The 26,612-nt window shown below is 60.0% G+C and carries 25 protein-coding genes, 1 tRNA gene and 2 pseudogenes; 17 read left to right on the top strand and 11 right to left on the bottom strand.

Annotated features, from left to right (window positions below):
* Positions 1–85 precede the first annotated feature (85 nt).
* Positions 86–1,342: a 3-phosphoshikimate 1-carboxyvinyltransferase gene (aroA, locus tag JTY93_RS11475; protein ID WP_205479808.1), complete on the top strand. Its 1,257-nt coding sequence runs from the start codon at positions 86–88 to the stop codon at positions 1,340–1,342.
* A gap of 32 nt (positions 1,343–1,374) precedes the next feature.
* Positions 1,375–1,776 (top strand): hypothetical protein, encoded by a 402-nt coding sequence (locus JTY93_RS11470; protein WP_205479810.1) that lies wholly within the window; start codon positions 1,375–1,377, stop codon positions 1,774–1,776.
* A gap of 448 nt (positions 1,777–2,224) precedes the next feature.
* Here JTY93_RS11470 and JTY93_RS11465 read toward each other — a convergent pair.
* Together JTY93_RS11465 and JTY93_RS11460 are read right to left on the bottom strand one after the other, a co-directional pair.
* A pseudogene (locus JTY93_RS11465) lies at positions 2,225–2,906 on the bottom strand (GNAT family N-acetyltransferase).
* A 28-nt stretch (positions 2,907–2,934) separates the two neighbouring features.
* A complete protein-coding gene (locus JTY93_RS11460) occupies positions 2,935–3,840 on the bottom strand; it encodes a LysR family transcriptional regulator (RefSeq protein WP_205477676.1) in 906 nt (301 codons plus the stop codon).
* A 118-nt stretch (positions 3,841–3,958) separates the two neighbouring features.
* Here JTY93_RS11460 and JTY93_RS11455 point away from each other — a divergent pair, with 118 nt between their 5' ends.
* The 6 genes from JTY93_RS11455 (at position 3,959) to JTY93_RS11430 (ending at position 11,885) form a co-directional block, all read left to right on the top strand.
* Positions 3,959–5,179, top strand: a complete 1,221-nt coding sequence (locus JTY93_RS11455) for an MFS transporter (protein ID WP_205477677.1) — start codon at positions 3,959–3,961, stop codon at positions 5,177–5,179.
* 54 nt (positions 5,180–5,233) lie between these two features.
* The gene (locus JTY93_RS11450) at positions 5,234–5,944 is read left to right on the top strand and encodes a FadR/GntR family transcriptional regulator (RefSeq protein WP_205477678.1); all 711 of its coding nucleotides are present in this window, start codon (positions 5,234–5,236) and stop codon (positions 5,942–5,944) included.
* Positions 5,945–6,053: 109 nt separating this feature from the next.
* On the top strand, positions 6,054–7,247 hold the full coding sequence (gene lhgD, locus JTY93_RS11445; protein WP_205477679.1) for an L-2-hydroxyglutarate dehydrogenase: 1,194 nt from the start codon (positions 6,054–6,056) through the stop codon (positions 7,245–7,247).
* A gap of 105 nt (positions 7,248–7,352) precedes the next feature.
* Positions 7,353–8,681 carry an MFS transporter gene (locus tag JTY93_RS11440; RefSeq protein ID WP_029295104.1) on the top strand — a complete coding sequence of 443 codons (1,329 nt, stop codon included), beginning with the start codon at positions 7,353–7,355 and terminating at the stop codon, positions 8,679–8,681.
* Positions 8,682–8,761: 80 nt separating this feature from the next.
* Complete coding sequence (locus tag JTY93_RS11435; protein ID WP_205477680.1) at positions 8,762–9,613, top strand: CAP domain-containing protein; 852 nt, start codon at positions 8,762–8,764, stop codon at positions 9,611–9,613.
* A gap of 85 nt (positions 9,614–9,698) precedes the next feature.
* On the top strand, positions 9,699–11,885 hold the full coding sequence (locus JTY93_RS11430; protein ID WP_205477681.1) for a response regulator: 2,187 nt from the start codon (positions 9,699–9,701) through the stop codon (positions 11,883–11,885).
* 2 nt (positions 11,886–11,887) lie between these two features.
* Here JTY93_RS11430 and JTY93_RS11425 read toward each other — a convergent pair whose 3' ends face one another.
* Entirely contained in the window at positions 11,888–13,015 is a 1,128-nt protein-coding gene (locus JTY93_RS11425; RefSeq protein ID WP_205477682.1) for a GGDEF domain-containing protein, read from the bottom strand.
* A 145-nt stretch (positions 13,016–13,160) separates the two neighbouring features.
* A pseudogene (locus JTY93_RS11420) lies at positions 13,161–13,388 on the bottom strand (amino acid transporter); the annotation flags it as partial.
* Between the two features lie 154 nt (positions 13,389–13,542).
* Between JTY93_RS11420 and JTY93_RS11415 the strand changes: the two are divergent.
* Positions 13,543–14,085, top strand: a complete 543-nt coding sequence (locus JTY93_RS11415) for a hypothetical protein (RefSeq protein WP_205477683.1) — start codon at positions 13,543–13,545, stop codon at positions 14,083–14,085.
* A 196-nt stretch (positions 14,086–14,281) separates the two neighbouring features.
* Here JTY93_RS11415 and JTY93_RS11410 read toward each other — a convergent pair whose 3' ends face one another.
* Both JTY93_RS11410 and JTY93_RS11405 read right to left on the bottom strand, forming a co-directional pair.
* The gene (locus JTY93_RS11410) at positions 14,282–14,764 is read right to left on the bottom strand and encodes a VOC family protein (protein ID WP_205477684.1); all 483 of its coding nucleotides are present in this window, start codon (positions 14,762–14,764) and stop codon (positions 14,282–14,284) included.
* Positions 14,765–14,819: 55 nt separating this feature from the next.
* Positions 14,820–16,031: an EAL domain-containing response regulator gene (locus tag JTY93_RS11405; protein WP_205477685.1), complete on the bottom strand. Its 1,212-nt coding sequence runs from the start codon at positions 16,029–16,031 to the stop codon at positions 14,820–14,822.
* Positions 16,032–16,417: 386 nt separating this feature from the next.
* Here JTY93_RS11405 and JTY93_RS11400 point away from each other — a divergent pair, with 386 nt between their 5' ends.
* The gene (locus JTY93_RS11400; protein WP_205477686.1) at positions 16,418–17,638 is read left to right on the top strand and encodes a multidrug effflux MFS transporter; all 1,221 of its coding nucleotides are present in this window, start codon (positions 16,418–16,420) and stop codon (positions 17,636–17,638) included.
* Between the two features lie 15 nt (positions 17,639–17,653).
* Positions 17,654–18,265 (top strand): TetR/AcrR family transcriptional regulator, encoded by a 612-nt coding sequence (locus tag JTY93_RS11395; protein ID WP_205477687.1) that lies wholly within the window; start codon positions 17,654–17,656, stop codon positions 18,263–18,265.
* Positions 18,266–18,450: 185 nt separating this feature from the next.
* Here JTY93_RS11395 and JTY93_RS11390 read toward each other — a convergent pair whose 3' ends face one another.
* Complete coding sequence (locus JTY93_RS11390) at positions 18,451–18,804, bottom strand: PM1101 family membrane protein (protein ID WP_029295077.1); 354 nt, start codon at positions 18,802–18,804, stop codon at positions 18,451–18,453.
* 301 nt (positions 18,805–19,105) lie between these two features.
* Here JTY93_RS11390 and JTY93_RS11385 point away from each other — a divergent pair.
* The 3 genes from JTY93_RS11385 (at position 19,106) to JTY93_RS11380 (ending at position 20,110) form a co-directional block, all read left to right on the top strand.
* Positions 19,106–19,192: transfer RNA gene (locus tag JTY93_RS11385), tRNA-Leu, on the top strand.
* Between the two features lie 222 nt (positions 19,193–19,414).
* Positions 19,415–19,552: an N-acetyltransferase gene (locus tag JTY93_RS29025; protein ID WP_375373155.1), complete on the top strand. Its 138-nt coding sequence runs from the start codon at positions 19,415–19,417 to the stop codon at positions 19,550–19,552.
* Positions 19,553–19,672: 120 nt separating this feature from the next.
* Positions 19,673–20,110, top strand: a complete 438-nt coding sequence (locus JTY93_RS11380; RefSeq protein ID WP_205477688.1) for a hypothetical protein — start codon at positions 19,673–19,675, stop codon at positions 20,108–20,110.
* Between the two features lie 123 nt (positions 20,111–20,233).
* On the opposite strand, the gene JTY93_RS11375 is transcribed toward JTY93_RS11380, so the two are convergent.
* The 3 genes from JTY93_RS11375 to JTY93_RS11365 form a co-directional block, all read right to left on the bottom strand.
* The gene (locus JTY93_RS11375; protein ID WP_169999352.1) at positions 20,234–21,487 is read right to left on the bottom strand and encodes a ferredoxin reductase family protein; all 1,254 of its coding nucleotides are present in this window, start codon (positions 21,485–21,487) and stop codon (positions 20,234–20,236) included.
* A 183-nt stretch (positions 21,488–21,670) separates the two neighbouring features.
* Positions 21,671–22,990: a sensor histidine kinase gene (locus tag JTY93_RS11370; protein WP_205477689.1), complete on the bottom strand. Its 1,320-nt coding sequence runs from the start codon at positions 22,988–22,990 to the stop codon at positions 21,671–21,673.
* Positions 22,983–23,657, bottom strand: a complete 675-nt coding sequence (locus JTY93_RS11365; RefSeq protein WP_205477690.1) for a response regulator transcription factor — start codon at positions 23,655–23,657, stop codon at positions 22,983–22,985. Before JTY93_RS11365 ends, JTY93_RS11370 begins: the two co-directional genes overlap by 8 nt.
* Before the next feature lie 270 nt (positions 23,658–23,927).
* Between JTY93_RS11365 and JTY93_RS29020 the strand changes: the two genes are divergently transcribed.
* Positions 23,928–24,317 carry a hypothetical protein gene (locus JTY93_RS29020; protein ID WP_240344436.1) on the top strand — a complete coding sequence of 130 codons (390 nt, stop codon included), beginning with the start codon at positions 23,928–23,930 and terminating at the stop codon, positions 24,315–24,317.
* A gap of 276 nt (positions 24,318–24,593) precedes the next feature.
* Here JTY93_RS29020 and JTY93_RS11355 read toward each other — a convergent pair whose 3' ends face one another.
* On the bottom strand, positions 24,594–25,202 hold the full coding sequence (locus JTY93_RS11355) for a LysE family translocator (protein ID WP_169999349.1): 609 nt from the start codon (positions 25,200–25,202) through the stop codon (positions 24,594–24,596).
* A gap of 181 nt (positions 25,203–25,383) precedes the next feature.
* Here JTY93_RS11355 and JTY93_RS11350 point away from each other — a divergent pair, with 181 nt between their 5' ends.
* Positions 25,384–25,650: a hypothetical protein gene (locus tag JTY93_RS11350; RefSeq protein ID WP_205477691.1), complete on the top strand. Its 267-nt coding sequence runs from the start codon at positions 25,384–25,386 to the stop codon at positions 25,648–25,650.
* A gap of 53 nt (positions 25,651–25,703) precedes the next feature.
* Positions 25,704–26,588: a LysR family transcriptional regulator gene (locus JTY93_RS11345; protein ID WP_205477692.1), complete on the top strand. Its 885-nt coding sequence runs from the start codon at positions 25,704–25,706 to the stop codon at positions 26,586–26,588.
* Positions 26,589–26,612: the final 24 nt, after the last annotated feature.

The raw sequence follows: 26,612 nt of genomic DNA, 5'->3' as shown, positions 1-26,612 counted from the left end.
ACCCTAGCGTGCCGGATGGTCGATTATTCGTCTCCGCCAGCCGGCCACTCCCAGCCACCGCGCCTTGAATCAGGAGCCTTGTACCTTGAGTTCGCAGAAAACCGTGACCGTGACACCGCCCAACTTTCCATTGCACGGCAAGGTAGCGCCTCCCGGCTCCAAATCCATTACCAACCGCGCCCTGTTGCTGGCGGCCCTGGCCAAGGGCACCAGCCGCCTGAGTGGTGCGCTGAAAAGCGACGACACCCGGCATATGTCCGTGGCGTTGCGCCAGATGGGCGTGACCATTGATGAGCCGGATGACGTGACCTTTGTCGTCACCGGCCACGGCAAGCTGCAACTGCCGGCGCAACCATTGTTCCTCGGCAACGCCGGCACCGCGATGCGCTTTCTCACGGCCGCCGTGGCGACCGTGGAAGGCACCGTGGTACTGGATGGTGACGAGTACATGCAAAAGCGCCCCATCGGCCCGCTGCTGGCGACCCTGAACCACAATGGCATCCAGGTTGAAAGCCCCACCGGCTGCCCGCCTGTGACCGTGCACGGCACTGGCCGCGTGCAGGCCAAGCGCTTCGAGATCGATGGCGGCCTGTCCAGCCAATACGTCTCGGCACTGCTGATGCTTGCCGCCTGTGGCGAAGCGCCGATCGAAGTAGCGTTGACCGGCAAAGACATCGGTGCCCGTGGTTACGTCGACCTGACCCTGGACTGCATGCGCGCCTTTGGCGCCCAGGTGGAAGTGGTCAACGACAGCACCTGGCGCGTGGCCCCTACCGGCTACACCGCCAATGATTACCTGATCGAACCCGACGCGTCTGCCGCCACCTACTTGTGGGCTGCCGAAGTGCTGACCGGCGGCAGCATCGACCTGGGCGTCGCCGCACAGGATTTCACCCAGCCCGACGCCAAGGCCCAGGCCGTGATCGCCCAGTTCCCGCAAATGCCGGCCACGGTGGTCGGCTCGCAGATGCAGGACGCCATCCCGACCCTGGCGGTGCTGGCGGCATTCAACAACGCCCCGGTGCGCTTCACCGAACTGGCCAACCTGCGGGTCAAGGAGTGCGACCGCGTCCAGGCCCTGCATGACGGCCTCAACGAAATCCGCCCGGGCCTGGCGACCATCATCGGTGACGACTTGCTGGTGGCCAGCGATCCGGCATTGGCGGGCACAGCCTGCACCGCGCTGATCGACACCCACGCCGACCACCGCATCGCCATGTGCTTTGCCCTGGCGGGCCTGAAAGTCTCGGGCATCCGGATCCAGGACCCCGACTGCGTGGGCAAGACCTATCCTGAGTACTGGAACGCCCTGGGCAGCCTGGGCGTGCAACTGACCTACTGAGCCGTCAGCACCAGCGTGGGGAGGGAGTGATCATGACAATTCGCCAACCCTGCCCACCTGCTGTGTGTGATTGCGAGCGCGAGCAGTTGCTCGATGCGCCCGGCGCCGACCAGCGCATCCTGCAACTGACCCGCCAGGAAGAAAAAAAGCTGCTTGAACGCCTGGAAAACCTGCAAAGCCTGGCTGATCTTGAGCGCATGCAACACCTGATGCACCAGCAATTGGGCATCCACGTGCACATCGCCCCAGGGCATACCGAAGTCAAAAGCATGCGCGGGATCCAGATCGTCATCGACGAACTGCCGGGGTTGTGTCGCAAGACGCGTCAGTCGATTCCGGCGGCGATTCGCAAAGGGCTGGAGAAGCGGCCGGAGATTGCGTATCGGTTGCTCGATGCCCACGACCTTTTCCGCGACAGCCCGCCTTTGTTGTGACGGACCGGCTTTATCTGGCCCTGTGGGGGGGGCAGTTGTGGAAAGGGGCTGATGTGGCTAGGGGGCTTGCCGGAACGCCGTATCGCCCCCCGTTGGGTTGCACAGCAGCCCCAAAACCTGCCACCTCGGTGTGTCTGGCGGAGCATGGTGAGGCGGTTGGGGTGGCTTCGCCACCCAGCGCGGGGCAAGCCCGCTCGCCACATAAAGCTAGTGGTCCACAGTAAATTCGAGGGCGCTGCAAGTTTCCTGTGGCGAGGGGGCTTGTCCCCCGTTGGGTTGCGCAGCAGCCCCAAAACCTGCCACCTCGGTGTGTCTGGCCGATTATGGTGAGGCGGTTGGGGTGGCTTTGCCACCCAGCGCGGGGCAAGCCCGCTCGCCACATAAAGCCAGTGGTCCACAGTAGGTTCGAAGGGGCTACAAGTTCCCTCCCCACAACAACGGCTCCCAGTCAGGCCAAGCGGCTCTGCACGAATACCTTGGCCTTGCGGGTTATCTGGTCGAAATGCCGGTCGCGCTGTTTCTCGGCGTCGATCATCGCGCGCTTGCCGTGCTTTTGCAGCAGGTAGGTGTGGATCTGCCGCACTTCCAACGAGCTGTAGATCGACGCTACGTCCAACACGCCCATCAGGCCATCGGTGCTGTAGTCGCGGGTGTTCATCAACACCTGGGTGCCACGCACGCCGCGCACCTGGAAGCCCATGGCTTCGAACGCCGGGACTTTTTCCACCGCGCAGGTCAGTTCGCCATGGGGGTAACGGCTGAGCATTTCATTCATCATCGCCCGCGCCACGCCCTGGCGGCGGTGGCTGGCATGCACGGCCATATAGGCCACGCCGCAAGCCTGGGGATCGTCCTTGACCGGCAGGTACAGCAAGAAGCCGATGACCTTGGCCGGATCCTGCTCATCGGTCGCCACAATCAGCTCGACCGCAATGCCCTTGGCCCCGCCCAGCGCCTCCAGGTACAGGTGCACTTCGTAGCCGATTGCATACTGGTAGATGTTGTACAGCAGGTTGCTCGGCGGTAAGGCGACCGAGCTGATATCGGTCAGGTAGTCGACCACCATCTGCAGGATCTGGCTGTTGACGGGCTCGGGGCATGGGGGTGGTGTAGTGGGTAAGGGTGAACATCGAATTCCTGTTTCCTGGTATTTCGCAATCAAGGCAGCGGGGATTGTACCTGTTCTGCGCCACATACCTGGCGCAAACAGCCGCGCAACCAGCGGTGCGCCAGGTCTGCATCCAGGCGCGGATGCCAGAGCATCGCCACGCTGAACGGCGGCACCTGCACCGGCAGGGCAAAACTGAACAGGCCATCACGCAGGCCGCTGGTATAGCGCTCGGGAACGCTGGCAATCAGATCAGTCCTTTGCGCCAAGGCCACGGCCGTGGAAAAGCCGGTGACGATGGTCTCCACGTCTCGCGTCAGGTGCAAGGCCTCGAGGGCGTCGTCGATCTGCCCGCGTTCGCGCCCGCGCCGAGACACGTAGATATGCCGGCCAGCGGCGTAGCGTGCGGTGGTGATGGGGCCTTGGCTCAATGGGTGGTCGGCGCGCACCACACCTATAAAACGGTCGCGAAACAGCAACTGGGTGAGGACTTCCGGGTTGGCGCTGCTATCGACAACGCCGGTTTCCAGGTCCACGCCGCTGTCGCGCAGCGGTGTACCGGGCTTATGCACAAAGTGCAGGCGCACGCCGGGCGCCTGCTCGGCAACACGGGCGATCAGCGCGGGGCCGAAACTTTCGACGAACCCTTCGCTGGTGCGCAGCACGAAGGTCCGCACCAGGCCCTTGAGGTCCAAGACCTGCAGCGGACGCAGCAACGCTTCGGCCTCCTGCACCAGTTGGCCGACCCGTTCGCGCAGTTCCAGGGCCCGGGGGGTCGGCACCAGGCCGCGTCCGGCGCGCACCAGCAGCGGATCGCCAGTGGTTTCCCGCAGCCGCGCCAACGCACGGCTCATGGCCGAGGGGCTCAGGCCCAGGCGTTGGGCGGCACGGGCGACGCTGCCTTCGGCCAGCAGTACGTCCAGGGTGACCAGCAGGTTGAAGTCCGGTAGCGACACGGCGGTAATCCTCATCAGGCGTTTGACGCACGTATAGAGTGCAACTGATGCGTCTTCCGCCATGTTAGGCGACGTCGTAGATTGCGGGCAACGACCACGGTCAGAACAAGGAAATCCCATGACGTCCCCTACCCCACGCGGCGCGCTCGCCGGTTTGTCGTTGTGCATGCTCCTGGCTTCACTGGGCACCAGCATTGCCAATGTCGGCCTGCCTCAAATGGCCGACGCCTTTAGCGCAGCCTTTGCGGCGGTGCAGTGGGTGGTGCTGAGTTACTTGCTGGCGATCACCGCCGTGCTGGTAGGTGTCGGTCGCCTGGGGGATCGTTTCGGCCATCGCCGCCTGCTGTTGGCGGGCGTGCTGGTCTTCGCCGTGGCTTGTGCCCTGTGCAGCGCCGCGCCTTCTCTTGGCGTGCTGGTCGCGGCGCGGGCGCTGCAAGGGTTTGGCGCGGCGATCATGCTGGCAATGACTATGGCGCTGGTCGCGGCCACCGTGCCCAAAGCGCAAACCGGGCGCGTCATGGGGTTGCTGGGGACCCTGTCAGCGGTGGGCACCGGCCTGGGACCGGCCATCGGTGGCGCACTGATTGCGGCGTCTGGCTGGCGTGCGCTGTTTCTGGTGATGTTGCCGTTGGCCGCCCTCGCCTTTGCGCTGGTGCAACGCACCCAGGCCGATAGGGATCCGCAACCACCGGGCGCCGTGCGCTTGAGTGTCTTCGCGACACTCCATGACCGCGCCCTGGGCGTCGGGCTTGGCATGAGTACGCTGGTGGCTGCGGTGATGATGACCACCCTGGTCGCCGGGCCTTTTTACCTGAGCCATGGCATAGGACTCGATCCCGCGCAGATGGGCCTGGCGATGGCGGTAGGTCCGTGTATCGCGGCGCTGGCGGGTGTACCGGCCGGGCGCCTGACCGACCGCTGCGGCAGTTACGCCACCACCCTGGGCGGACTGCTGTGCATGCTGGCCGGCTGCCTGATGCTGGGGTTGATGCCCCTGGGCGCCGCCGGTTACATCGGCGCGCTGGGGATCCTCACCCTGGGCTACGCGCAATTCCAGGCAGCCAACAACACGGCGGTGATGAGCAATGTGCCGGCGGATCGACGCGGGACGATTGCCGGCTGGCTGAACCTATCGCGCAACCTGGGCTTGATTGTCGGCGCGTGGGCGCTGGGTGCGGTGTTTGCCTGGGGCATGGGCGATGTCCATTCGGCCCTGCCCGCAGCAGTTGGCCGAGGGTTTCACCTGGCGTTCGGGGTGGCCTCGGGGCTGGTCGCACTGGCGCTGCTGCTGGCCTGCGCGCGCCGGGTAAAAACGCTGCAGGCCAGCACAGCGCCTTGACAAGGGAAAATCGTAACAGCTATTGTCTGACAACCTGATTACCTAGGTTTTGCCATGCTTGAGCTCCAGCGTCCAGATTCCCTCGTCGTGCGTGTTGTCAGCGCCATACGGGCCGAGATTGACTCCGGACAACTGGCGCCCGAGTCGCGCCTGCCGACCGAGCAGCAACTGGCCGAACAGTTGAATGTCAGCCGTTCGGTGGTGCGCGAGGCGATTGCCCAGCTCAAGGCCGATGGCGTGCTGACCGCCCGGCGTGGCCTGGGCTCGTTTATTTCGCAGACCCCGGCCGGTACGGTATTCCGCTTTCCGGAAAAGAACGGCCGGCGCCCTGACCTCGCGCAAATGTTCGAAGTGCGCTTGTGGATCGAAACCCAGGCAGCCTCCATTGCCGCCCGACGCCGCGATGCCGACGACCTGCAGCGCATGAAACGGGCCCTGCAGGAAATGCACGACAAGCGCGCAGACTTTGCAGCCGCCGCCCTTGCCGACGTGGAGTTTCACCGGGCCATCGCCGACGCCAGCAAAAACGAATACTTCGTCGCCTTCCACGACTTTTTGCGCAGCCAGTTGGCCAGCGCCCGCAAGACCGCCTGGGAAAACTCGGCGTCGCGCTTTGCCAGCGGCTCGGCCGACGCCACCCAAGAGCACCAGGCGCTGTACCAGGCCATCGTCGACGCCGATCCCCAAGGCGCCGCCGCTGCCGCCGAGGCGCATTTGCGCGCTGCCGCCAAACGCCTGCAACTGGAGCTGCCCGCAACCCACTGATGGACCCAACACCGATAAAGCGTGCCTGCGGGCACGCCGTTTTTTTAACAAAAACATTAGTCTGACAACCTGATAAGCAGACTGAAATGTACTGATTTAGGTAGCCCACATGATTTATGACTTTTGCATCATCGGCGGCGGGATTGTCGGCCTGGCCACCGCGATGGAGCTGCTCAAGCGCCAGCCCAACGCGTCCCTGGTGATCCTGGAAAAGGAAGCGCTACTGGCCAAACACCAGACCGGTCACAACAGCGGCGTGATCCATGCCGGCATCTACTACGCGCCGGGCAGCCTGAAGGCCGACCTGTGCAAACGCGGCGCCGAAGCCACCAAACAGTTCTGCAGCGAGCATGGGATCAAGTTCGAGGTGTGCGGCAAATTGCTGGTGGCCTCCACCGCCCTGGAAGTGCAGCGCATGGAAGCGCTCTATGCGCGCTCGCAACTCAACGGGATGAAGGTCGAGCGCCTGGACGCCGAGCAACTGCGCGCCCGCGAGCCGAATATCGTCGGCCTGGGCGGGCTGTTCCTCGACGCTACCGGGATTGTTGACTACCGCCAGGTCTGCGAGACCATGGCCGAGGTAATTCGCCGCAATGGCGGTGAGATCTGCCTGGAAAAAACCGTCACCGCGATTGCCGAAGACACCGACAAAGTCACCGTCAGCACCCACGATGGCGCCTGGCAGGCGCGGCACCTGGTGGTGTGCGCCGGCCTGCAATCGGACCGCCTGGCGACCCTGGCCGGGATTGATATCGACCACCAGATCATCCCGTTCCGTGGCGAGTATTTCCGCTTGCCGGCGTCGAAGAACAACATCGTCAACCACTTGATCTACCCGATCCCGGATCCGGAATTGCCGTTCCTGGGGGTGCACCTGACCCGCATGATCGATGGCAGCGTCACCGTCGGCCCCAATGCCGTGCTGGGCCTGGGCCGGGAGAACTACAAGAAGTTTTCCATCAACTGGAAGGATGTGGCCGAGTACGCGCGCTTCCCCGGGTTCTGGAAAACCATCTGGCAGAACCTCGGCTCCGGCAGCGTAGAAATGAAGAACTCATTGTTCAAGTCCGGCTACCTGGAGCAGTGCCGCAAGTATTGCCCATCCCTGGAACTCGACGATCTGCTGCCCTATGAAGCCGGGATCCGCGCCCAGGCGGTGATGCGTGACGGCACTTTGGTACACGACTTTCTGTTCGCCCAGACGCCACGCATGTTGCACGTTTGCAACGCGCCGTCACCGGCGGCCACCTCTGCCATTCCGATTGGCGAAATGATCGCCGACCGCATGTTCACCCCCAACTGAATACCCCCTGTAGGCGCTGTCTCGCCCCGCAAGGCTCGACAGCTCCCACAGTTGAACGCGTTCGCAACACCCTAATAAATATAATGACTGAGAAGGAAGTACAGCATGACGGCAAAAGCCCACAACCCCGCCACGGTGGAAACCCCGGCACAAACCAAGAAACGCCTGCGCAAGGTCGCTGCCGCCACCATCTTTGGTTCGATGCTGGAGTGGTATGACTTCTACCTCTACGCAACCATGGCGGCGATTGTCTTTTCGAAGATCTTCTTTGATAACAGTGATCCGAAGACCGCGACCCTGATGGCGTTCTCCACCTTCGCCATCGGCTTTATCGCCCGCCCCTTCGGCGGCATTCTGTTCGGCTACCTGGGCGACAAGTTCGGTCGTAAACATGTGCTGGTGTTGACCTTCTGCATGATGGGCGTGTGCACCACGCTGATCGGTCTGATCCCCAGCTACGCGTCGATTGGCATCTGGGCGCCAATCATTCTGGTGTTTATCCGCATCATCCAGGGCCTGGGCGCCGGTGCCGAGTTGTCGGGCGCGGCGGTCACTTCCTACGAGCATGCTTCAGAAGGCAAGCGCGGCAGCCAAGGTGCCTGGCCGGCGCTGGGCTTGAACCTCGGCCTGCTGCTGTCATCGCTGACCGTGTACCTGCTGACCATCAATGGCAATGAGTTCCTGCTGGCCGGCGGCTGGCGCATCCCGTTTATCTGCAGCATCGCCCTGGTGGGTGTGGGCCTGTGGGTGCGTAACAGCATTCCGGAAACCCCGGAGTTCAAGGAGTTGAGCCAGGAGCCGGCCAAGGCCAAGGTCTCGCCGCTCAAGGCCCTGTTCAAGAACGACCTCAAGGGCCTGGCCGTGGTGTTCTTCGTGGCTATTGGCTACAACGCCCTGAGCTACATCTTCAAGACCTTTTCCCTGGCCTACCTCACCCAGTTCAAGGGTGTCGACGTGCATGTCACTTCGCTGTCGGTAACCATCGCCAGTCTGGTCGCCATTGTCGCCGTGCCGTGCTTCGGCTGGCTGTGTGACAAGTGGAGCAGCAAGTCGGTACTGGTGCTTGGCGGCGTGCTGTCGCTGCTGTTCGCCTACCCGTTCCTGGCGCTGTTGAACACCGGTGAAAGCCTGATGATCTACCTGGCCATCGGGATCGGCACCGGGATCCTCGCGCCAATGATGTTCGCCCCCCAGGGCTCGTTTCTCAGCCGCCAGTTTCCGACGCAGACCCGCTCTTCGGGCTTTGGTACCGGGCGTGAAATCGGTACGGCCATCGCCGGTGGCTTGGCGCCGCTGGGTGCCTTGTCGATGGTCGCAGCCTCGACCACGCACTCGACAGACGGCGTGGTAATCATCCTCGCCATCGCCTCGGTGCTGGTGGTCGTGTTTGCCCTGTGTGACCAGGGCCGCAAGCACTCGGCATTCAAGAACTGAGGGCAAAATGTTGCCCAAGGGGTGCATCTGCGCCCCTTGATCGCGCATCATGGGCACTTTCATGCTCAAGGGAAACGTCCATGCGCGTTCTGTCATTGATGATGGGTGTTACCACAATGGCCGCCAGCCTGGTGTTTTGCGCCACCGCGTCGGCGAGCGAAGAGAGTCAACTGATCGACTCCATCAACCAGTACCGCAGCCAACTACAGCGCTGTGGCGACCAGGGTTCCCAGGAGTTGCCACCGCTGGCGGTCGACCCGCGTCTGGTATTGCCAGTCAATAATGTCGGCGACTTGCAACAGGCCTTGGCCCAGGCGGCCTACCCAATGGTGAATGTGCAGGCGATCAGCCTGTCCGGGCCTCGCGACGCGCAATCGGCGATGAAAGCGGTGCGCGAGAGTTTCTGCCGGGTGGTGCTGGACCCGCAGTTCGTCGATATCGGCGTCAGCAACAATGGCCAGGACTGGCGCATCGTCCTCGCCCGCCCGCTGTTGAGCCGCGGCCTGGCCAGCTCACAGGAAGCCGGCCCGCAATTGCTGGAGATGGTCAACGCCGCGCGCAAGCAGCCGCGCCAATGTGGTGAGCAGGCCTTCGAGGCCACCACGCCACTGGCCTGGAACGCGCAACTGGCGAGCGCCGCCGACAGTCATGCACGCAACATGGCCAACCACAATTTCTTCGACCACTTGGACCGTGACGGCCGCACCCCAGGCGATCGCGCGGAACTGGCTGGCTATGTGGCCCAGCAGGTCGGTGAAAATATTGCAGCGGGCCTGGATACGCCGCGCAAAGTGGTCGATGGCTGGCTCGCCAGCCCCGGGCATTGCGCCAACTTGATGAACCCACGGTTTCGCGAATTGGGTGCCGCCTATGGGCTGGATCCGAAAAGCGACGCGGGGATTTACTGGACGGCGCTGCTAGGCGCGCAATAGCGCTGAACTGCCGGACATTGGACGGGTCTGTTATTTGATATTGCGGTGCTATATCGCAGCGTGGGACGAACTAGGTATTGAGTAGATGACAGACTGGCTACAAGGCTGCGGTGAGATGGCCGAACGGGTTCGCCGCCATGACTGGGCCAATACTCCCCTGGGGTCGATGGACCAATGGCCGGATGTGCTCAAGACTACCTTGTCGTTGAGCCTTGCCTCCCATTTCCCCCAGGCGATAGTCTGGGGTCCCGAGTTGATCACCCTGTACAACGACGCGTTCCGCCCGATCCTCGGTAACAAGCCCGACGCACTGGGCCAGCCCTTCAGTACGATCTGGCAGGAAGCCTGGCGCCAGATCAGCCCGATCGCCGATGCCGCATTTGCAGGTCACGCAACGTTTATCGAAGACTTCCCGTTGATCGTCGAGCGTGGTGCTGCGCCGGAACAGGCCTATTTCACGTTTTGCTACAGCCCGATCCGCGATGCCTGCGGCAGCGTCGTAGGCATGCTCGATACCGTCACCGAAACCACCAGCTCGGTGTTCATGGCCCGCCGCCTCTCTGTGCTGGATGCGATCAGTAACGGTGTGGCCAATGCCACCGATCCTGCAGCGATCATGGCGGCCACCACGCAGATACTGGCGACCCACCTGAACCTGTCCAACTGCGCTTATGCCGACATGGACGCCGATGAAGACGGCTTTACCATTCGCGGCAACTGGGCCGCCCCAGGCTCGCCCAGCATTGTCGGGTATTACCGCCTGGCGGACTTCGGCCAATTGGCGGTCGAGCGCCTGCAAGCCGGTGAGCCGTTGATCATTAATGACAACCTCACGGAACTGACGCCCGAGGAAGCCGCGACCTTCCAGGCTATTGGCGTGACGGCGACGATTTGCATGCCGTTGATCAAGTCCGGACGCTTGACCGCGCTGATGGCCATTCACGACCGCGTGCCGCGCCGCTGGTCTTCCTACGACCTGGCGCTGCTGGGTGAGGTCACGGAGCGCTCTTGGGCGCATATCGAACGGGTACGCGCCGATGCCATCGTGCGCGAGGGCCTGTCGGCGCTGGCCGATTTGAACGCGACTCTGGAACAGCGAGTGGTGGAACGCACCACCCTGCTCAACCAGACTGAAGCGGCGTTGCGCCAGTCGCAGAAGCTTGAAGCCATCGGCCAGTTGACCGGAGGCGTGGCCCACGACTTCAACAACCTGCTGACGATCATCCGCTCGTCGGTCGACTTCCTGCGCATGCCCAACCTGCCCGAAGAGCGCCGCCAGCGCTATATGAGTGCGGTGACCGATACCGTAGAGCGTGCCAGCAAGCTGACCAGCCAATTGCTCGCATTCGCCCGACGCCAACCGCTGAACCCGCAAGTGTTCAATGTGGGCCAGCGCGTACAGAACATCGGTGACATGCTGGAGACGGTCACCGGCGCGCGGATCCATGTCAGCGTGCAATTGCCGCAACTGGCCTCTTACGTCTGCGCGGATTCCAGCCAATTTGAAACCGCCTTGATCAACATTGCCCTCAATGCCCGGGATGCGATGGACGGCCAGGGCACGCTGGTGTTGCGCCTGGAAAGAGACCAGCCACTGCCGTGCATACGCGGGCATGGCGGTTCAGCCAAACCTTTCGTGGCAATCTCCCTGGCAGACACCGGCAGCGGAATTGCCCAGGCGACCTTTGAACGCATCTTCGAGCCGTTCTTCACCACCAAGGAGGTCGGTAAGGGCACCGGGCTCGGGCTGTCACAGGTGTTCGGGTTCGCCAAGCAGTCGGGGGGCAACGTGGATGTGGCCAGCGTGCTGGGCCAGGGCACCGTATTTACGTTGTATCTGCCACAAGTGGAGCCTGAGTCGATCCTCGACAACACGGTCCAGACGGCGCTGGAACTGAACCCCGACGCCGCGCGGCGGCGCATCCTGATCGTGGAAGACAATCTGGAAGTAGGCCGCTTCGCCAACCAGATCCTGCAGGACCTGGGTTACCAGACCGTCTGGGCCACCCATGCCGAAGAGGCCCTGGAGATGATCGGCCCGGATGCACGGGCGTTCGACGGGGTGTTTTCCGACGTGGTGATGCCGGGCATGGGTGGCGTGGCGCTGGCCCGGGAGTTGCGCCGACGCCGGCCCGACCTGCCGGTAATCCTCACGTCCGGCTACAGCGCGGAACTGGCCAGTTGCGGCTATGACGGCTTCGAGTTCCTGGCCAAGCCTTACTCCGCCGACCAGATTTCACGGGTACTGGCCAAGATCATGGGCAAGGATTGAGGCTAGGACGCAACCGCCACCTGGTTGCGCCCCATGGCCTTGGCGCGGTACAGGGCTTGGTCGGCGGCATTCATCAAGTGCTGCAAGTCGTCACCCACAGCATAGTTCGATGCCACTCCCAGGCTCGCACTCAATACCTGTACCGGGTCGATGCTCAAGCGAGCAATGGCGCGGATCAGTTGTTCGCCGATCTCTCGCGCCACTTCCAGGGTGGTATCAGGTAGCAACACCGCAAACTCTTCACCCCCCAGCCGCCCGTAGATATCCGACTGGCGAAAAGACGCGTTGATCACCTGGCCGATCTCGCGCAACACCTGATCCCCGACCTGATGTCCATAGTTGTCGTTGATCGCCTTGAAGTGATCCATGTCCAGCATCAGCGCACATAACGGCTGGTGAGTGCGCTTGCATTGGTCATAGAGCACCTGGGCTTTTTCGAAGAACGCGCGGCGGTTCATCAGCCCGGTGAGTTCATCGGTTTGCGCGGCGCGCGTTGAAATACTGTGGGCCCGCTCTATTTCGCGGGTCAGGCGAAACGCCGTCTCCAGAGCCTCGGACAATTTACGCGAAGCGCCCACGACAAATGACGAGAACACCAGCACGGCAACAGCCATGCCCATCTGCATCTTGGAAGGTTGAAACAACAACCACAGGGTGCACGGCAACAGCACCAGGGCCATGGACACTATGGTCATGTAACGGTAGGCCGAGTAGCACGACACCGCGCTGACCGACATGCCCACGGCAAAGAGCATGACCAGGGCCTGGGTCAAGCGGTCATCGGCGGGCATCACGGCAAAGGCCCCCATGCCCCAGATCCCGGCCGACAACACCAGGGTGATCCAATAATGACGCTCCCAGCGCTGGGGCGTGCGCTCGCTGCGGGGGCTGCGAAAATACTGGAGGAACATCGACAAACGCAGGACCGACGAGCCGGCCAGCAATACCAGCCAACCGATCATCAGCCGGGGTTCAAGCCGGTCCCAACATAGCCAGCAGAGCATGCCTGCGGCCAGATAGCTGCCAAAAACCGCAGAGACGGATTGGCGAAACAACTGACGCAGGCGATCAGTGCGCACCTGCTCTTCGATGAAAAAATCCTGGTGCTGCTCACGCCCAAGGCCATTCATTTGGTTCGCCTGATCCTAGTGCTGCGACAAAATGGCATTGTGGCACCCTGCCAGCACTCAGGACAGCGAAATTCGTTGCAGGTACGGGGTAAAAGCCCGCGTTAAAGCTATCGGGCTACTGAAGGACACGGTTTGCTGGCGATCCTTACAAGGAGTGAGACAACGACCAGCGTTTTTTAAAGGTCGAGAGCTGATAGGCAATCGCCAGCCAGATAAACCACCCCGGCATGACACACAGTGCCAATCGGGTATCCGGACGCAGCGCCAGCAGGCCCAGGACGAACCCGAGGAACGCCAGGGAGCACCACGCCATCGGTACGCCGCCAGGCATCTTGTAGTGTGACGACGCATGCAGGTCAGGTCGTTTCTTACGCGTGCTGCGGCGCCAAGTGAGTGAGGGCTGCGAGCCTAAAGACTCACGCTCATCTGCCGATAGCGAAGTCCTTACAACGTTTCATCCGTAAGGTCTGTCACTTGCAAGAGGCAATAGACAGTCAATATGTTCGAATTGACGAGGATAGTTTCAAATGATTTTTTTGGTTATGGCCGCCGTAGGGGCACTGCTTGTTTTTTACAAGCTATGGAGCGCAGCCCCTGCAGAGCAAAAGTATGAAAAATTCAGCGCAGTCTCATCTTTTTTCACATTGGCGGTTGCCTTTAGTGCGGCATTCGTTGCCTACGACCAGTTGAATGAATCGAAACTGGCTTCGGCCAAGTCGATCTACAAAGACTACATTTCTCTGGCCTTTGCAAACCCGAAGTTTTCCGCAGCCTCCTACCCCATTGAGTCACCGCGATTCGAGCGCTTTAAGCCGGGCAGCGAGGAATATGAACAATATGAGTATTTTGTTGGGTTCCTGCTGTACTCCGCCGAATCGATCTTGCCGCTGGTGGGGGATGATGAAAACTGGTACTCAACATTGAGCGACCAGTTGATGTACCACGCGCTTTATCTGAAAAGCGGCAAGGCCAATATCAAGAACTACTCACCACAAATCGACAGCATCGTGAATGAAGCAATAAGGCGCTACGAGCAAGAGCCCCTGCAGAAATGCCCACAACCGTCGTAGCCGTGAACGAGTCCGTCTCTACGCAGTTCTGAGCCATGGCCAGCGAGCCTGATAGCTCCTGGCTTTGTGCTCGAGCAGCTCTGACTGCGGGGTGATGGGGTTGGCCATCGCCACTTCGACCAGCCTCTGGGCTGTCAACTTCATACGCATTCCCTTGCCGTTACTACGGGTTGAAAACACAGCTTATACCAGGGTCTCATCCCTCCTTGAGCGCCGCCTCAATGCCAGCGATGTCGATTTTCACCATGCCCATCATTGCATTGAATGCGCGTTTGGCCGCCGCAGGATCGGGATGGATGATCGCTGCCGTGAGCACCCGCGGGGTGATTTGCCAGGAGAGGCCCCACTTGTCACGGCACCAGCCACAGGCAACCTCCTCGCCCCCATTGCCGACAATCGCCTGCCACAGGCGATCCGTTTCGCCCTGGTCATCAGTGGCCACCTGGAATGAAAACGCCTGGTTGTGCTGGATACCCGGCCCGCCATTGAGGCCCAGGCACGGGATGCCCATGACGGTGAACTCGACGGTCAGGACATCGCCCTGCTTGCCCGCGGGATAATCGCCTGGGGCTTTATGGACGGCGTCTACCGTACTGTCCGGGAATGTGCGGGCGTAGAAGTTGGCAGCCTCCAGTGCGGCGCCGTCGAACCAGAGGCAGATGGTGTTTTTGTGGGGCATCTGGGGTCTCCAAGAAAGGCAAGTGAGCTTTGAGTCTAGCCCCTGTTTTCCAACATCAGAGCGTGCTGTGTGATGCCAGTTTTATTGCCAGCCACGAGAGCGTACGCGTGGCGTCCATGGGGCGTGCGCAGAGATAGCCCTGGCCCTGAAGGCAGCCCAAGTTGAGCAGGTGCTGGCGCTGGCTTTCGTGCTCTATGCCCTCTACTACAACCGCCATATCCAGCGCTTGAGCCAATGCCAGGGTGCTGCTGATCACTGCACGGTTACGCCGGCTGCGATCAAGGTCGCGCACAAAGCATGCATCGAGCTTGATCTCGGTGAATGGCAACAGGCACAGGCGCTCCAACGACGAGTAGCCAATACCAAAATCATCTATAGACAGGCCGGCGCCCATCATCCGCAGGCGGATCAAGGTTTCGAGCACTCGGGGAGAGACTTCCAGCAGGCCGCTTTCGGTGATCTCGAACGTCAGGCACGACGCCGGTATGGCGTAGCGCTCCAACGCCGAGGCTAGATGCGCCAGCAGTGACTCATTGGACAGTTGCTGTGCGTCCAGATTAAACGCCAGTGACAATACCCGCCCCTGCGTCTGCGCCGTTTGCAAGAAGGCTAAGCCCTGGTCCAGCAGGGCAAAAAACAGCTCATCCATCAAACCGAACTGGCTGACCTGGGGCAGGAAGCCCGCCGGCCCTAGCACGCCGTACTGCGGATGCTGCCAGCGCGCGAGAACTTCGAGGCTGGCGACTTCACCGGTCGCCAAATTGAACTTGGGTTGAAAAAATGCCTTGAGCTCATGCCCGGCAATGGCCTGTTCCAGGCGCGCCTGGCTGACGCTCCTGTAGCGAGCCTTCTGCGGTGCGTGCTTGGTGGAAAGGGTGGTTTCCAGATATCGGCTTAACAGCGGCGTTATCGACCCAGCGCGCACCGGCACATCGACATACCCCAGGACGCTGACCCCAAGCATGCCGACCATACGCTCAATGGCGTCCTGCAGGTCTGGGGCAATAGCACTGCAAATGATGAGCGCCTTGAACCGATGGCTACGGCCAAGTAGCTCAAGCGTCGCCAGCCCCGGCATGCCCTCCTCCTTCAGGGCACAGAGCACGATATCCACCGCCCCTGTGTGGTCCAACAACTGCAGCGCTGCGCTCACATCATCCACGCCCAGCACGCTGTCACATCCTGCCTCCTGGAAGGCCTGAGTGGCAACGAGCTGCTTGAAGGGGTGATCTTCGACGACCAGGACACGAATCGGCAGAAAGGACATGACACATCACAGATGAGATAAAAGTGCGCCCATTCTCACGACACCTCCTACCGGCGTATTTAGGAAAACGCCCAAATCGAAATCGAAAATTCCACGGGGCTTGAAAACTCGGCCAATCAACCGGGGGAGCTGGCTTGCATGCGATGGCCACCGGTAGCTACACAATTGTCAGAAGCTGACGAATTTCCCTGTGGCGAGTGGGCGGGCGTCCAATTCAATCGAAAGACTAAAGAGACACAACTGAGAACGGCGCCCATTCCCCCCAGCAAATGGCACTGCAACCGTGTGAATCCCCTTGAGTACTGTGGCGTTGACCGACTTATGAGGTATCGCTATCATGCGCAAAACCTACCGACCGGTAGGCTGTTTTTATGGCTGGAGACTATATGAATTCGCAACCCACCCCCAGGGTCGCCCTGAGGCTGGCTATTGGCCTGGGACTGATCGGCGCCCTTGGCCCATCGGCTGTCGATATGTACCTGTCGAGCCTTCCCGAGATTGCCCGCGAATATCAGAGCAGCTTCGCCAGTGTGCAGTTGACCCTGACGTTCTTCCTCCTGGCCATGGGCGCCGGCCAGTTGATCTTCGGGCCTATCGTCGACGCCTACGGACGCCGCCGGCCCCTGCTGGCCGGCCTTGTGGTGTTTACCTTGTGCTCATTGGGCGCAGCATGGGCACCGACGCTTGAGACGCTGATCGCCCTACGCTTCGTCCAGGGGCTTGGCAGCGCCCTGACGCTGGTGGTGATCATGAGTATGGTCCGCGACGTCAGCGAAGGCGTGGCCGCGACCAAGCTCTTCGCATTGCTGATGACCATCGAAGGCGTCGCGCCTATCTTCGCCCCGGCACTGGGCGGGGTCATCGACACTCACTACGGCTGGCGTGCGGTGATGCTGGTGCTCGCTGCATTTGGCCTGGCGGTACTGGGCAACAGCTGGCTGTCGCTGCCGGAAACCCTGGCCGTCAGTCAAAGGGAGCCCTTGCGCCTGGGCGCTGCCTGCCGCACTTACCTGACGATTGCCAGGGACCGGCATTTCCTGCGACCGACCCTGGCCGTGGCCGCCGTGTTCTTCTTTCTGTTTGCCTACATCGGCGGCGCGACACTGGTCTACCAGCAGACCTACGGCCTGAGCCCACAAGCCTTTGGCATGCTGTTCGGGGTCACGGGTGTAGCCATCCTGATCGGAGCGATGAGCGCCGGCAAACTGGTCAGTCGGCTAGGCTTGGGCCGCCTGTCGCTGATCGGCGTGTCATGCATGGCCGGTGGCTCGGCAATCGCGATGGCATCCACCCTGACCGACCTGGGTCTGCCCGGTATAGTGGCGGGCATGGCCCTTGCCCTGTTTGGCCTGGGCATCGCCGAATCCACGCTGATGTCGCTGGTGATGTCCTCGCAAAAGCGCGCGCTGGGATCCACCGCTGCACTGCTGGGCGCGTTTCAACTGTCCGTTTCCGCGAGCGCGACGCCACTCTCTGCATTGGCGCTGACCTATGGACCGGTGGCTTGGACAACACTGCTGCTGGCCAGTGCATTGCTGACCTGCCTGCTGACGACCATCAGCCTGCCCCGGGGGCCGGGCGAAACCTTTGACCTGGCCGGGCACTGATTAAGGAAGAACGATATGACATCCACCACCCTGACCTCGGCAGCCGAACGCATCGCGTATCTGGCACTGGACCAATTTGCCGAGCATGGTTATGACGCCGCGTCGCTGAATGATATCGCCGTGCGCGCGGGCATCAAAAAGGCCTCGCTGTACGCGCATTTTTCGAGCAAGGATGCGCTGTACGTGGTCGCACTCGAACTCGCACTGCGCGCCGAACTGGACTACGTGCAAAGCCAGTTTGCGAAAAACTCACGATCGATCAAGGCCCCCGGCGAGGTCTACATCGACAACCTGCAACGCCGCTACAACCAGAATGAATCCCTGCGATTTTTGCTCAGGGCCGCATTTTATCCGCCGACGCCGCTGAGGGACGTGGTCATGTCCGGGTTCAATGACTACATGGCCACGATCCGCAGTCACTTCCAGAAAGGCTTACTTAAAGCCTATCCAGGCGTAGAGGACCAGGCCAGTGAAGCACTGGCAGAGGCCTATCTGGTGACGATCGACAGCCTGCATGTCGAGCTGACCTATGGTGACGCAAAGGCCTATTCCCGCCGCCTGGATGCACTGCAACGATTGTCGCAGGCGGTCGGGTACGAGGAGATTATTCGGCGACTACACGGGTAAATGCCGGGCTGGGCTTGGCGAACATCTCGCACAAGCCCTCTCGGTTTACTTGCTCACCCGCCGATCTCTTTCAATGCGTATCGAATGACACTGGGGGCACAACAGCCCCAACCGCACCGTACGCGTGAAGCGATGCTCGCACTTCTTGCAGCGGAAAAAATAGGGTGGCCTGTCGACAAAACCGCTCATGACTGTTTCTTTTTCAGGACCATTTTCCCGGCCTCGAAAGAGATCTCCTCATAACCCTTGAACAGGGCAATGATCAGCCCGAGCCCCAATGACGCTGCTGTAATAATGGCCGCGACTTCAAGCCCAGTCAGCGTGGCGATAGGCACAGCCGCTGCCATCGAAAGACCACCCGTAAAGGGCACAGCCGCCAATGCAGTGGCCAACAGCCCAACCGTGATCGTCCCCGCTACCGCGATCTTCTTGGACGATTTGAGCTTGTTCGCAAGCTCACCTTCAACCGTGATCTGCTCGTACCCGGCATTCTTGGCAGATTCAAGTTCCGTTTTGGTTCTCACCGTGATGACGCGCATGCCACTTTCCTATTCAAGTGCTTTAAACGTGAATGATCGCACAATGCCATGCGTTAAACTGCAGCCACCGGCCCTGTCTGGTGCCAGCCTGGTTGACGCGCAGGCGAATCGTCCACCCGCACCTGCAAATGTAGATCACTGATATAGCGAGCTTTTTTCCAAAGCCGACACACGCGATCAAGTCGAAAAAGAGCGCATGCAAACTTGCGCCACGGTGCCTTGATCTATATATTCCCTAGCCTGCTGCACCGCTCAAGCGCTTTGCCAGGCAAAGCCCATTGAGTCGCTTCACCGCGCTACCGCCCGAATGGCGAAACTGGTAGACGCATGGGACTTAAAATCCCCCGCTCGTAAGGGCGTCCCGGTTCGATTCCGGGTTCGGGCACCATAGATATCAAGGGCTTGCATGATGAACTTCATGCAGGCCTTTATCTTTTCTGCTCCGCAATTTTAGACGCTGCTCCGCAATTCTCTTTCCGGCGTCCTGCCGACCGCCCCCCCCCTTCATTTGCAAGCAACAGACCATAGCTGATCAAGTCTTGTCGTATATGGGAAGCAGCTTCAATTCCTTCAAGACGCAGCGAAAACCCGCAAAGAGGGTTTCTTATGGCTGGACGTACTGAAGACCAATTCAAACGCGCAGCGCTTCTATGAGCGCTTCGGATTTAGGGCATTGGGCGAAATTCCCTTCAGTACCGACATAGCTCAGATCGGAATGGTCGTGATGGGCCACGACCTTTCCCGGTAGGCGCGTTCGATTGCCTCCCACTCGGGTTGCTTGGCTGTCACGAACCCACTCTGACACTTGAAATCGTGGCGGGTTGCCGGTATTGGTGGTGTAACTTAAAAAGTAAGGAAGCTCCGTTCAATGTCCCGTATTCAGTCAACTTCTCTTATCGCGTTGGCGCTTGCCGCCGCAACTCTTTCAGGATGCGTTACCCCTCCTACCTGGGTTAACAGAGGCCCAGTCGATATGGATGTCTGGAACGGCCTGATGAACTGCTACACCGATGCCAATATCATCGACGGAGAAAGGATGGAGGGTACGTTCTGCGCCACGCAGGAGTCTGGCTTCTTCGGAGGCGGCGAGCCTGAAGTCTATTTCGGACCATGGAATCGGAAATTCATGAAAGAGTACGCCAGCGCAGCCACTGCTGGGATAGCTCAGGACTGGAACGGTAAAAAAGTGTTCTTGCAATGCGCACCTACGCTCGCGGCTGATAACAAAACAGTTACGAAGCGCTTTTGCAAAGTCACGGTCAACGATCAGTTGCTAGTGAGTGCAACCGTAAAATACGTGAAGTAAAACACGGTGGTCGGCAACCCTGATCGCAAGCTCAGGAACCGTTGTTTGTGCATTCACAGCAACCGTCTTGATCGCTGACCCGGCGCATAGGCCCAAGCCAGCTAAGCCCACCATCCTGCTGAATCAACGAAACTCGAACAGTTCGAAGTGAAGATTGGCTTTCGGAATCCGATTGATTTCCATGAGTTCATACACCTTGTCCAGCAGGCCTTTTGGACCGCAAAAACTTACATGAATCTGCTGTGGTTTGGTTTGAGCCACCGCCTCACGCAAGGTTTCAGCCAATTGCTCAGTGCCGCCTGTATTACGCACAAATTGCGCACCCCGCATCGCGGTCATGCTTTCCAACTCTTCGGATGGCGGAAAAGCGCGCGAGGGTGTGAAGCAATAGACCAGGGTTGCCCTTTCGAAGTCTTTGCCATTCGGATCCTGCAACCAGGAAATGAAGGGTGAAATCCCCACACCTGCGCCGATCCAGATTTCCCGCTCGGCTTCAGAGACCCGTTTAAACCTCCCATAAGGGGCGTATATCGTGGCAAGCATTCCGGCTTTCGCGCACTCGCACAGCTTTTTGGTGTAATCCCCAAGCCCTCTGATGATGAACTCAACCTGCCCATTTTGACCGCCAGCACTGGCTATCGTGAACGGGTGGGGTTCACGCAACCCTTTTTGCTGCATTGCCAAAAAAGCAAACTGCCCAGCGCTGAAGTCGAACCCCTTATGAATGGGTTCCAGCGTCAAATGCAGCGCCCTATTTCCCCTGTTGACTGCTGTGACCTTGTACTCGCCAGCACGTGCAACAAATGGGTAAAGAACCAGTTTGTAGAGGGCCGCTAGTACACCCAATCCGCAAGTCAGCGCCAGCCAGATACCAGAGGGACTGAATAACGTTATCGGCGATTTGAAGCTAAGCCAGTGCAAGATCACGATCAGGAACAATGGTCCGGAGAGCTTGTGCCACCACCGCCATAAGCTGTAAGGAATATTGCGGTTCAGCGCAAGTAGGACGATGAGGCCCAGGGCCACATAGCTCAACTGGCGCACGAGACGTGTCCAATATTTTGGTAGCTCCAGGATCGGAACGCTGTTCCAAACATCCAGATTTGCCTTGAACACAAAGTGATAAGTAGCAAATACGAGAGCCCAGATACCTAACCATTTGTGCGACTCATAGACCCGGTCCAGGCCACCAAATAGATTCTCAACGACACCCCAGCGACTGGCCAGCAGGCAGGAAGCTGCCATGTAGACCAATGCACAAGTTCCCAGTATCAGGCTGAGAGTTGCCGACGTAAGCCAGGTATCAATAGGTATTTCAATCAGCAGCGTTAGTGTAGTAATCACCAAGATACCGATTATGCAGTGCCAGCTCTTCACCGTGAATGCTCCAATCATCAACATGATGCTGTGGGCCGAACCTGATCCTCCCTGGACGTGTCAGCGGCTTAATACGCTAGCAGACTACTGAAATAGGGCCGTGACCCAGATCATAACTAGGGACCACAGCCTAGCCGTGTACGAATCCCCCCCGGGGTAGAGCCTGACCTATGCCGTTTTTTTCTAAGCGCTTGCCGGCTGACTCTCGATAGCCTGCAACGTCGTGAAGTCCAGAACCACAGTAAAACGTTGTTGCTCAAGTATCACTTCGATCTGCCACCCCAATTTCGCGCATAGCTCACGCATCAACTGTAACCCCAGACCGTAGCCAAAATCGCTGGACTCCTCCCTCGGCTTGACCTCCCTGATGTGGTTGGCAATCTGCAACCGCGGGTAGTTGAAGCTGATTTCGACCTGACCTTCTTCGGCATATTGCAGCGCGTTGCGCAGGAAGTTGCCGATCACTATGCGGCACGCGGTGGGGGGCAGTCGGCAAGGTTGGTTGTGGATGTCGACCAGCAACTCGATATCCCGCTTGCCGATCAGGTAGCGATGCTTGTCAATCAGCTCGCCCACCAGCTCGCTCAGGTCAATGTCTTCCTCCGGCAACGGCTCGGGACGCTCGCGACTCATCCACAGCAAGGTCTCGGCGATAAGCTGCATGTTCAGCACCGAACGTTCAATGCGCTGCAGGGGGGATGGCAGGACACCGCCGGCCTGCAGGGTCAACAGCTCTATATTGGCCTTGAGCACTGCCAGCGGGGTGCGCAGTTCATGACTGGTGTAGCGCAACAGTCGACCTTCGCGCTGACTGGCGGCCTGCACCTGCTCCACGCTCTGGGCCAGGGCGTCGGCCAGCATGTTGAACTCCTTGAAGCTGAAATCAGGGCGCTCGCCGGCCATTGCATCCGGGTTTTGCAGCGTACTGGACCATTGCGCCAGGCGCCCCAATGGCCGCACCAACCACCAGACCAACAGGGCGATAATGATCAGCGCCGGTACGAACACCGCCAGGCTGATGAACGCAACGCCCTGCAGTACCTGGTCAAAGTAGGCATCGGACAGCGGCGTCTCGACCTCGCCGCCCTCTTCGTGGTCATGGTCGATGTCATACATATATAGGGTCTTGCCGTCACCCAGGGGTTGGGAGAGGACCGCCCGGACCTCAGCGTCTTCGTCATCGGAGTCGATATCACCGAACACCTGCACCGCGCCGAAGGACATGCTCGGCGGTGCCTTGAGCAGCTCGCGCACGCTTGCCGGCAAGGCTTCCTTGCCGATGACGGCCTCGAAGAAGTAGTTGTGCGGCGGTGGCGTGGTTGGGTCCTTCTTGTAGTGCCTGACGAAGTACTGGGCCTCTTCTTCCATCATCGCGCTGGCGGTGTAGAGCAGGCCGCGTACGGTGTATACCGGCAACAGCTGGCTGTAGATCAGTAGCACCACGGCAATCAGCAACAGGAAGCTACCGCTGATCACCCACTTCAGGCTCAGACCATTACGCATGCGACTTCACCTGTATACCAACCCCGGGCAGGGTGTGGATCAGCGGCCGGCTGAAGGGTTTGTCTACGGCCTTGCGCAGCCGGTGCATGTGGACTTTGAGGGTATTGCTGTCCGGTGGCTCGTCGCCCCAGATGGTGGTTTCCAGGCGCTCCCGTGGGACGGGTTCAGGGCTGGCACGCATCAGGTATTCCAGCAGGGTCCAGCAGATGGGCGACAGATGCAGCTCCTGCCCGGCACGGCTGACTTTGCGGGTGGTCAGCTCCATCACCAGGTCATCCACCTGCAGGCGGCTGCTCTGGCTGCTGCGGCGCATGCTCAGGGCACGAATCCTGGCCACCAGTTCGGCCAACTCGAATGGCTTGACCAGGTAGTCGTCGGCGCCCGCGGTAAAGCTGGCGAGCTTGTCCGAAAGGGCATCCAGTGAAGTGAGCATCAAGATCGGCGTCTGGCTGCCTTGCTGGCGTAGCCGTTCGCACACTTGCTGGCCGTCGAGGCGCGGCAGCATGATGTCCAGCAGAATCACGTCGTAATGCTGGTCGAGTGCCAGATTCAGACCGGCCTGGCCATTACTGACGTGGTCGCAGACCATGCCGCTGATTTCCAGGTATTCGATGACGGTGGTGGCCAGATCGAGGTTGTCCTCGACCAGCAGCAGGTGAATATGCACGGGAAGGTCCCCTCGGACAGGTGTTGCGCAGAGGTTTGAAGGATAACGGAAGTCGAGCGATTTCCCGCTGATGTTTACCTCGCGTTAACCCGGCACTCTCTAAGCTGGGGCTCCCATATCCAGAGGTCATCACCGTCATGAACCTTTACGCGATGGTCAAAAGAGTCCTGTTGGCCTTGATTCTCTTCGGCCTGATGGCCAGCATCCTGCCGTCTCGCGGGCAACTGGTAACCCTAGGAGGCGGGAGCCGGTTTCTGGTGGGCCAGAGTATTGAGCAGGCAGCTGCGTGCTGTGTCGCCAGTGCGTCGCGATAACGGGGGCGCCAGTTACACCTGGCAGTTACTGGTCTGCCTGGGCCTGATTATGGGTGTGTCGATTGCCATGGGGATCTATATCGTCCACTTGAATGCGCGCATTGATAAGCAGCGAGAACTGTCGCCGGTGTATCTGCACGAATGTGGCAACGGGCGCGGCGGTTTTATCGTCTACCCCGACGGCAGGCGCAGCAGCGACAATTGCTACCCACTCGATGAAGCTGAATCGACAGCCGCCGACCCGACACCGGCCCTGCCCAGCTCACACCGAACAGAATGGCTCAAATATGTACTACCCGCAGTGGAGCCAGCCCCAAGAGCCCCGAAGGTGCCGCGTACAGTCTGATCAGTACCTCCAGGCGCCAGCCCTACCCCCGGCACACCAGCCTGCAAGCGGTATCTGATACGCTTTTTTCTTTACCACCTGCATCTGTACCGAACAGACCATCCCCCCGACAATGGCTTATCGGCAGGAACTCTCCCGCCGCCCTTGCGCCTTTTGGAGGCCCCATGGCTAAGATGGCATTTTTTCTTTTAGGGTTTCTGGCACTGACCGTTGGAATCGGCCTGCTGGCCACGATTTCACCGGTCTGAGCCCTGGTTCGTCAAAGCGTCGGCTCTATTAGCCGGCAAAAAACATCGGGTACAACGACAACACCAACAGCCCCGCCATCGACCAGTTGAATAGCTTCAACCAGCGCGGCTCACGCAAGACGTTGCGCAAAGCGGTGCCGCACCCCGCCCACACGCACACACTCGGCAGGTTGACCACTGCAAACACCACGGCGATAACCAGCACGTTGGTGAAGTAACCTTGCGCTGGTGTGTAGGTGGTGATCGCCCCCAACGCCATGATCCAGGCCTTGGGGTTGACCCACTGGAACACCGCGGCGGCGAGAAAGGTCATGGGTTTGCTCTTGCGGTCGGTGTCGTCCGACATCGCGCTGGAAGTCGCAATTTTCCACGCCAGGTACAACAAGTATGCCGCCCCGATATAGCGCAGCGCGGTGTACGCCCAAGGTAACGCCTTGAACACTTCCCCCAGGCCCAGGCCAACTGAAATCACCAACACCATAAAGCCCACGCTGATCCCGAGGGCATGGGGAATCGAGCGGCGAAAACCGAAGTTCGCTCCCGATGCCAACAGCATGGTGTTATTGGGGCCAGGGGTAATCGAAGACACGAACGCAAACAGCGCGAAGGCTGAAAGCAGGCTGGTGGACATAAACATGGTGCGTCATCCGGCGAATTATTGTCGCCCTGACAGTAGAGGGTTCTGTGGCGCACCGCCCCGTACAGCTAGGGGCAGATCGAGAGATACAATTGGCGATCAAAGGGAGGTTGACCTGTGGCGAGGGCGCTGGCGCCTAAACCTGCAAGGGCTTCTAGCGCACATCGCCCGCACCCTGGAAATGCAAGCGCCCCGCCGCCATCTGCCCCTGGGCCTGCTCAGATGGCTACTGAAATTACCGGGCGTGGCAGCGTACTTCGGCACCAGCCCAGAGTCCCTGAACGTCATCCAGACCGAGCGATTCGATATGCATCAAAGCAGAGAACTGGAGAGCCGCTATCAGCTCAAGCATCCTGATACGCAAACAACGTTGGAGAACACTGCGCATTTCGTCAGACGTGAACTGCGGGTTTTTACCCTCTGTAAAAATGCCATGAGCGCTATCTAGTGCTGGCGTAGAATCCGGCTAAAAGCACAATCATATTCAGGGGAATCCGGATAATGCTCTTCGAGAACCTCGCGTTGTTTCTATTGATTGTCGAAAAAGGCGGATTGTCGGCCGCAGGCCGTGAGGTCGGGCTTTCGCCTACGTCTGTGTCGGAACGGCTCGGGGCGTTGGAAAGGCATTACGGGGCAACATTGCTGACCCGTACCACACGCTCGATCAGTTTGACGGATGAAGGGCGGATGCTGATGGACGGCGCACGGCGCCTGCTGGCAGAAGCGGAAGATATCGAGAGCAATATCAAACTAGGCACCGAGCGGATCTCGGGCCTGATACGCCTGAGCGCTCCCGTCGACCTGGGCCGTAACCGCATCGTGCCAATCCTTGATGATTTTCTGCAAGAGCATCCCAATGTAAGCCTCGACCTGAACCTGACCGATGGCTACCTGGATCTCGCGGGGCAAGGGATTGATTTCGCTATCCGGTATGGCGCCTTGTCCGACAGCACCCTGCGCGTCAGAAAACTCAGCGAGGGCCGTAGGGTCGTATGTGCATCCCCGGCCTACATTGAGGCCCACGGAACACCCCAGCATCCATCCGACCTGGCACAGCAGCAGTGCATCCTGATGCGCTTTGGCAGCAATATCCACCGGGAATGGCAGTTCCGCGCCGATGGCCGTACGTTCAAAGTTCTGGTGTCGGGCAGGCGTATTGCCAATGACGGCGATCAGGTGCGCCAGTGGTGCCTGGCAGGTCACGGCATCTGTATCAAATCCTACATTGATGTACGCGATGATTTACAGGCAGGTCGGCTGGTCGAGGTGCTGCAGAGCTACTCACTGCAGGGTGTGGATTTGCAGATTGTTTACCCTTCCGGCCACGCGGTGCCGCGTCGGGTCAAACTGCTGATGGACGAAATCTCCTTGAAGCTGGCGACCTGAGCGCACTCCAAGGAGATGTTTGTG

Origin of the sequence: Pseudomonas hygromyciniae (genome assembly GCF_016925675.1) — a bacterium.
Lineage (GTDB): Bacteria > Pseudomonadota > Gammaproteobacteria > Pseudomonadales > Pseudomonadaceae > Aquipseudomonas > Aquipseudomonas hygromyciniae.
Note: the sequence above shows the minus strand (reverse complement) of the source record. Positions and strands in the feature narration are given on the sequence as shown.

Excerpts from the sequence above, each read along its gene's own strand:
- JTY93_RS11345 (WP_205477692.1), top strand. The coding sequence starts at position 25,704 with ATGCTCTTCGAGAACCTCGCGTTGTTTCTATTGATTGTCGAAAAAGGC.
- JTY93_RS11380 (WP_205477688.1), top strand. The coding sequence starts at position 19,673 with ATGTCCCGTATTCAGTCAACTTCTCTTATCGCGTTGGCGCTTGCCGCC.
- lhgD (WP_205477679.1), top strand. The coding sequence starts at position 6,054 with ATGATTTATGACTTTTGCATCATCGGCGGCGGGATTGTCGGCCTGGCC.
- JTY93_RS11355 (WP_169999349.1), bottom strand. The coding sequence starts at position 25,202 with ATGTTTATGTCCACCAGCCTGCTTTCAGCCTTCGCGCTGTTTGCGTTC.
- JTY93_RS11455 (WP_205477677.1), top strand. The coding sequence starts at position 3,959 with ATGACGTCCCCTACCCCACGCGGCGCGCTCGCCGGTTTGTCGTTGTGC.
- JTY93_RS11435 (WP_205477680.1), top strand. The coding sequence starts at position 8,762 with ATGCGCGTTCTGTCATTGATGATGGGTGTTACCACAATGGCCGCCAGC.
- JTY93_RS11430 (WP_205477681.1), top strand. The coding sequence starts at position 9,699 with ATGACAGACTGGCTACAAGGCTGCGGTGAGATGGCCGAACGGGTTCGC.
- JTY93_RS11370 (WP_205477689.1), bottom strand. The coding sequence starts at position 22,990 with ATGCGTAATGGTCTGAGCCTGAAGTGGGTGATCAGCGGTAGCTTCCTG.
- JTY93_RS11450 (WP_205477678.1), top strand. The coding sequence starts at position 5,234 with ATGCTTGAGCTCCAGCGTCCAGATTCCCTCGTCGTGCGTGTTGTCAGC.
- JTY93_RS11400 (WP_205477686.1), top strand. The coding sequence starts at position 16,418 with ATGAATTCGCAACCCACCCCCAGGGTCGCCCTGAGGCTGGCTATTGGC.
- JTY93_RS11395 (WP_205477687.1), top strand. The coding sequence starts at position 17,654 with ATGACATCCACCACCCTGACCTCGGCAGCCGAACGCATCGCGTATCTG.
- JTY93_RS11425 (WP_205477682.1), bottom strand. The coding sequence starts at position 13,015 with ATGAATGGCCTTGGGCGTGAGCAGCACCAGGATTTTTTCATCGAAGAG.
- JTY93_RS11410 (WP_205477684.1), bottom strand. The coding sequence starts at position 14,764 with ATGCCCCACAAAAACACCATCTGCCTCTGGTTCGACGGCGCCGCACTG.
- JTY93_RS11350 (WP_205477691.1), top strand. The coding sequence starts at position 25,384 with ATGCAAGCGCCCCGCCGCCATCTGCCCCTGGGCCTGCTCAGATGGCTA.
- JTY93_RS11390 (WP_029295077.1), bottom strand. The coding sequence starts at position 18,804 with ATGCGCGTCATCACGGTGAGAACCAAAACGGAACTTGAATCTGCCAAG.
- JTY93_RS11440 (WP_029295104.1), top strand. The coding sequence starts at position 7,353 with ATGACGGCAAAAGCCCACAACCCCGCCACGGTGGAAACCCCGGCACAA.
- JTY93_RS11405 (WP_205477685.1), bottom strand. The coding sequence starts at position 16,031 with ATGTCCTTTCTGCCGATTCGTGTCCTGGTCGTCGAAGATCACCCCTTC.
- JTY93_RS11470 (WP_205479810.1), top strand. The coding sequence starts at position 1,375 with ATGACAATTCGCCAACCCTGCCCACCTGCTGTGTGTGATTGCGAGCGC.
- JTY93_RS11415 (WP_205477683.1), top strand. The coding sequence starts at position 13,543 with ATGATTTTTTTGGTTATGGCCGCCGTAGGGGCACTGCTTGTTTTTTAC.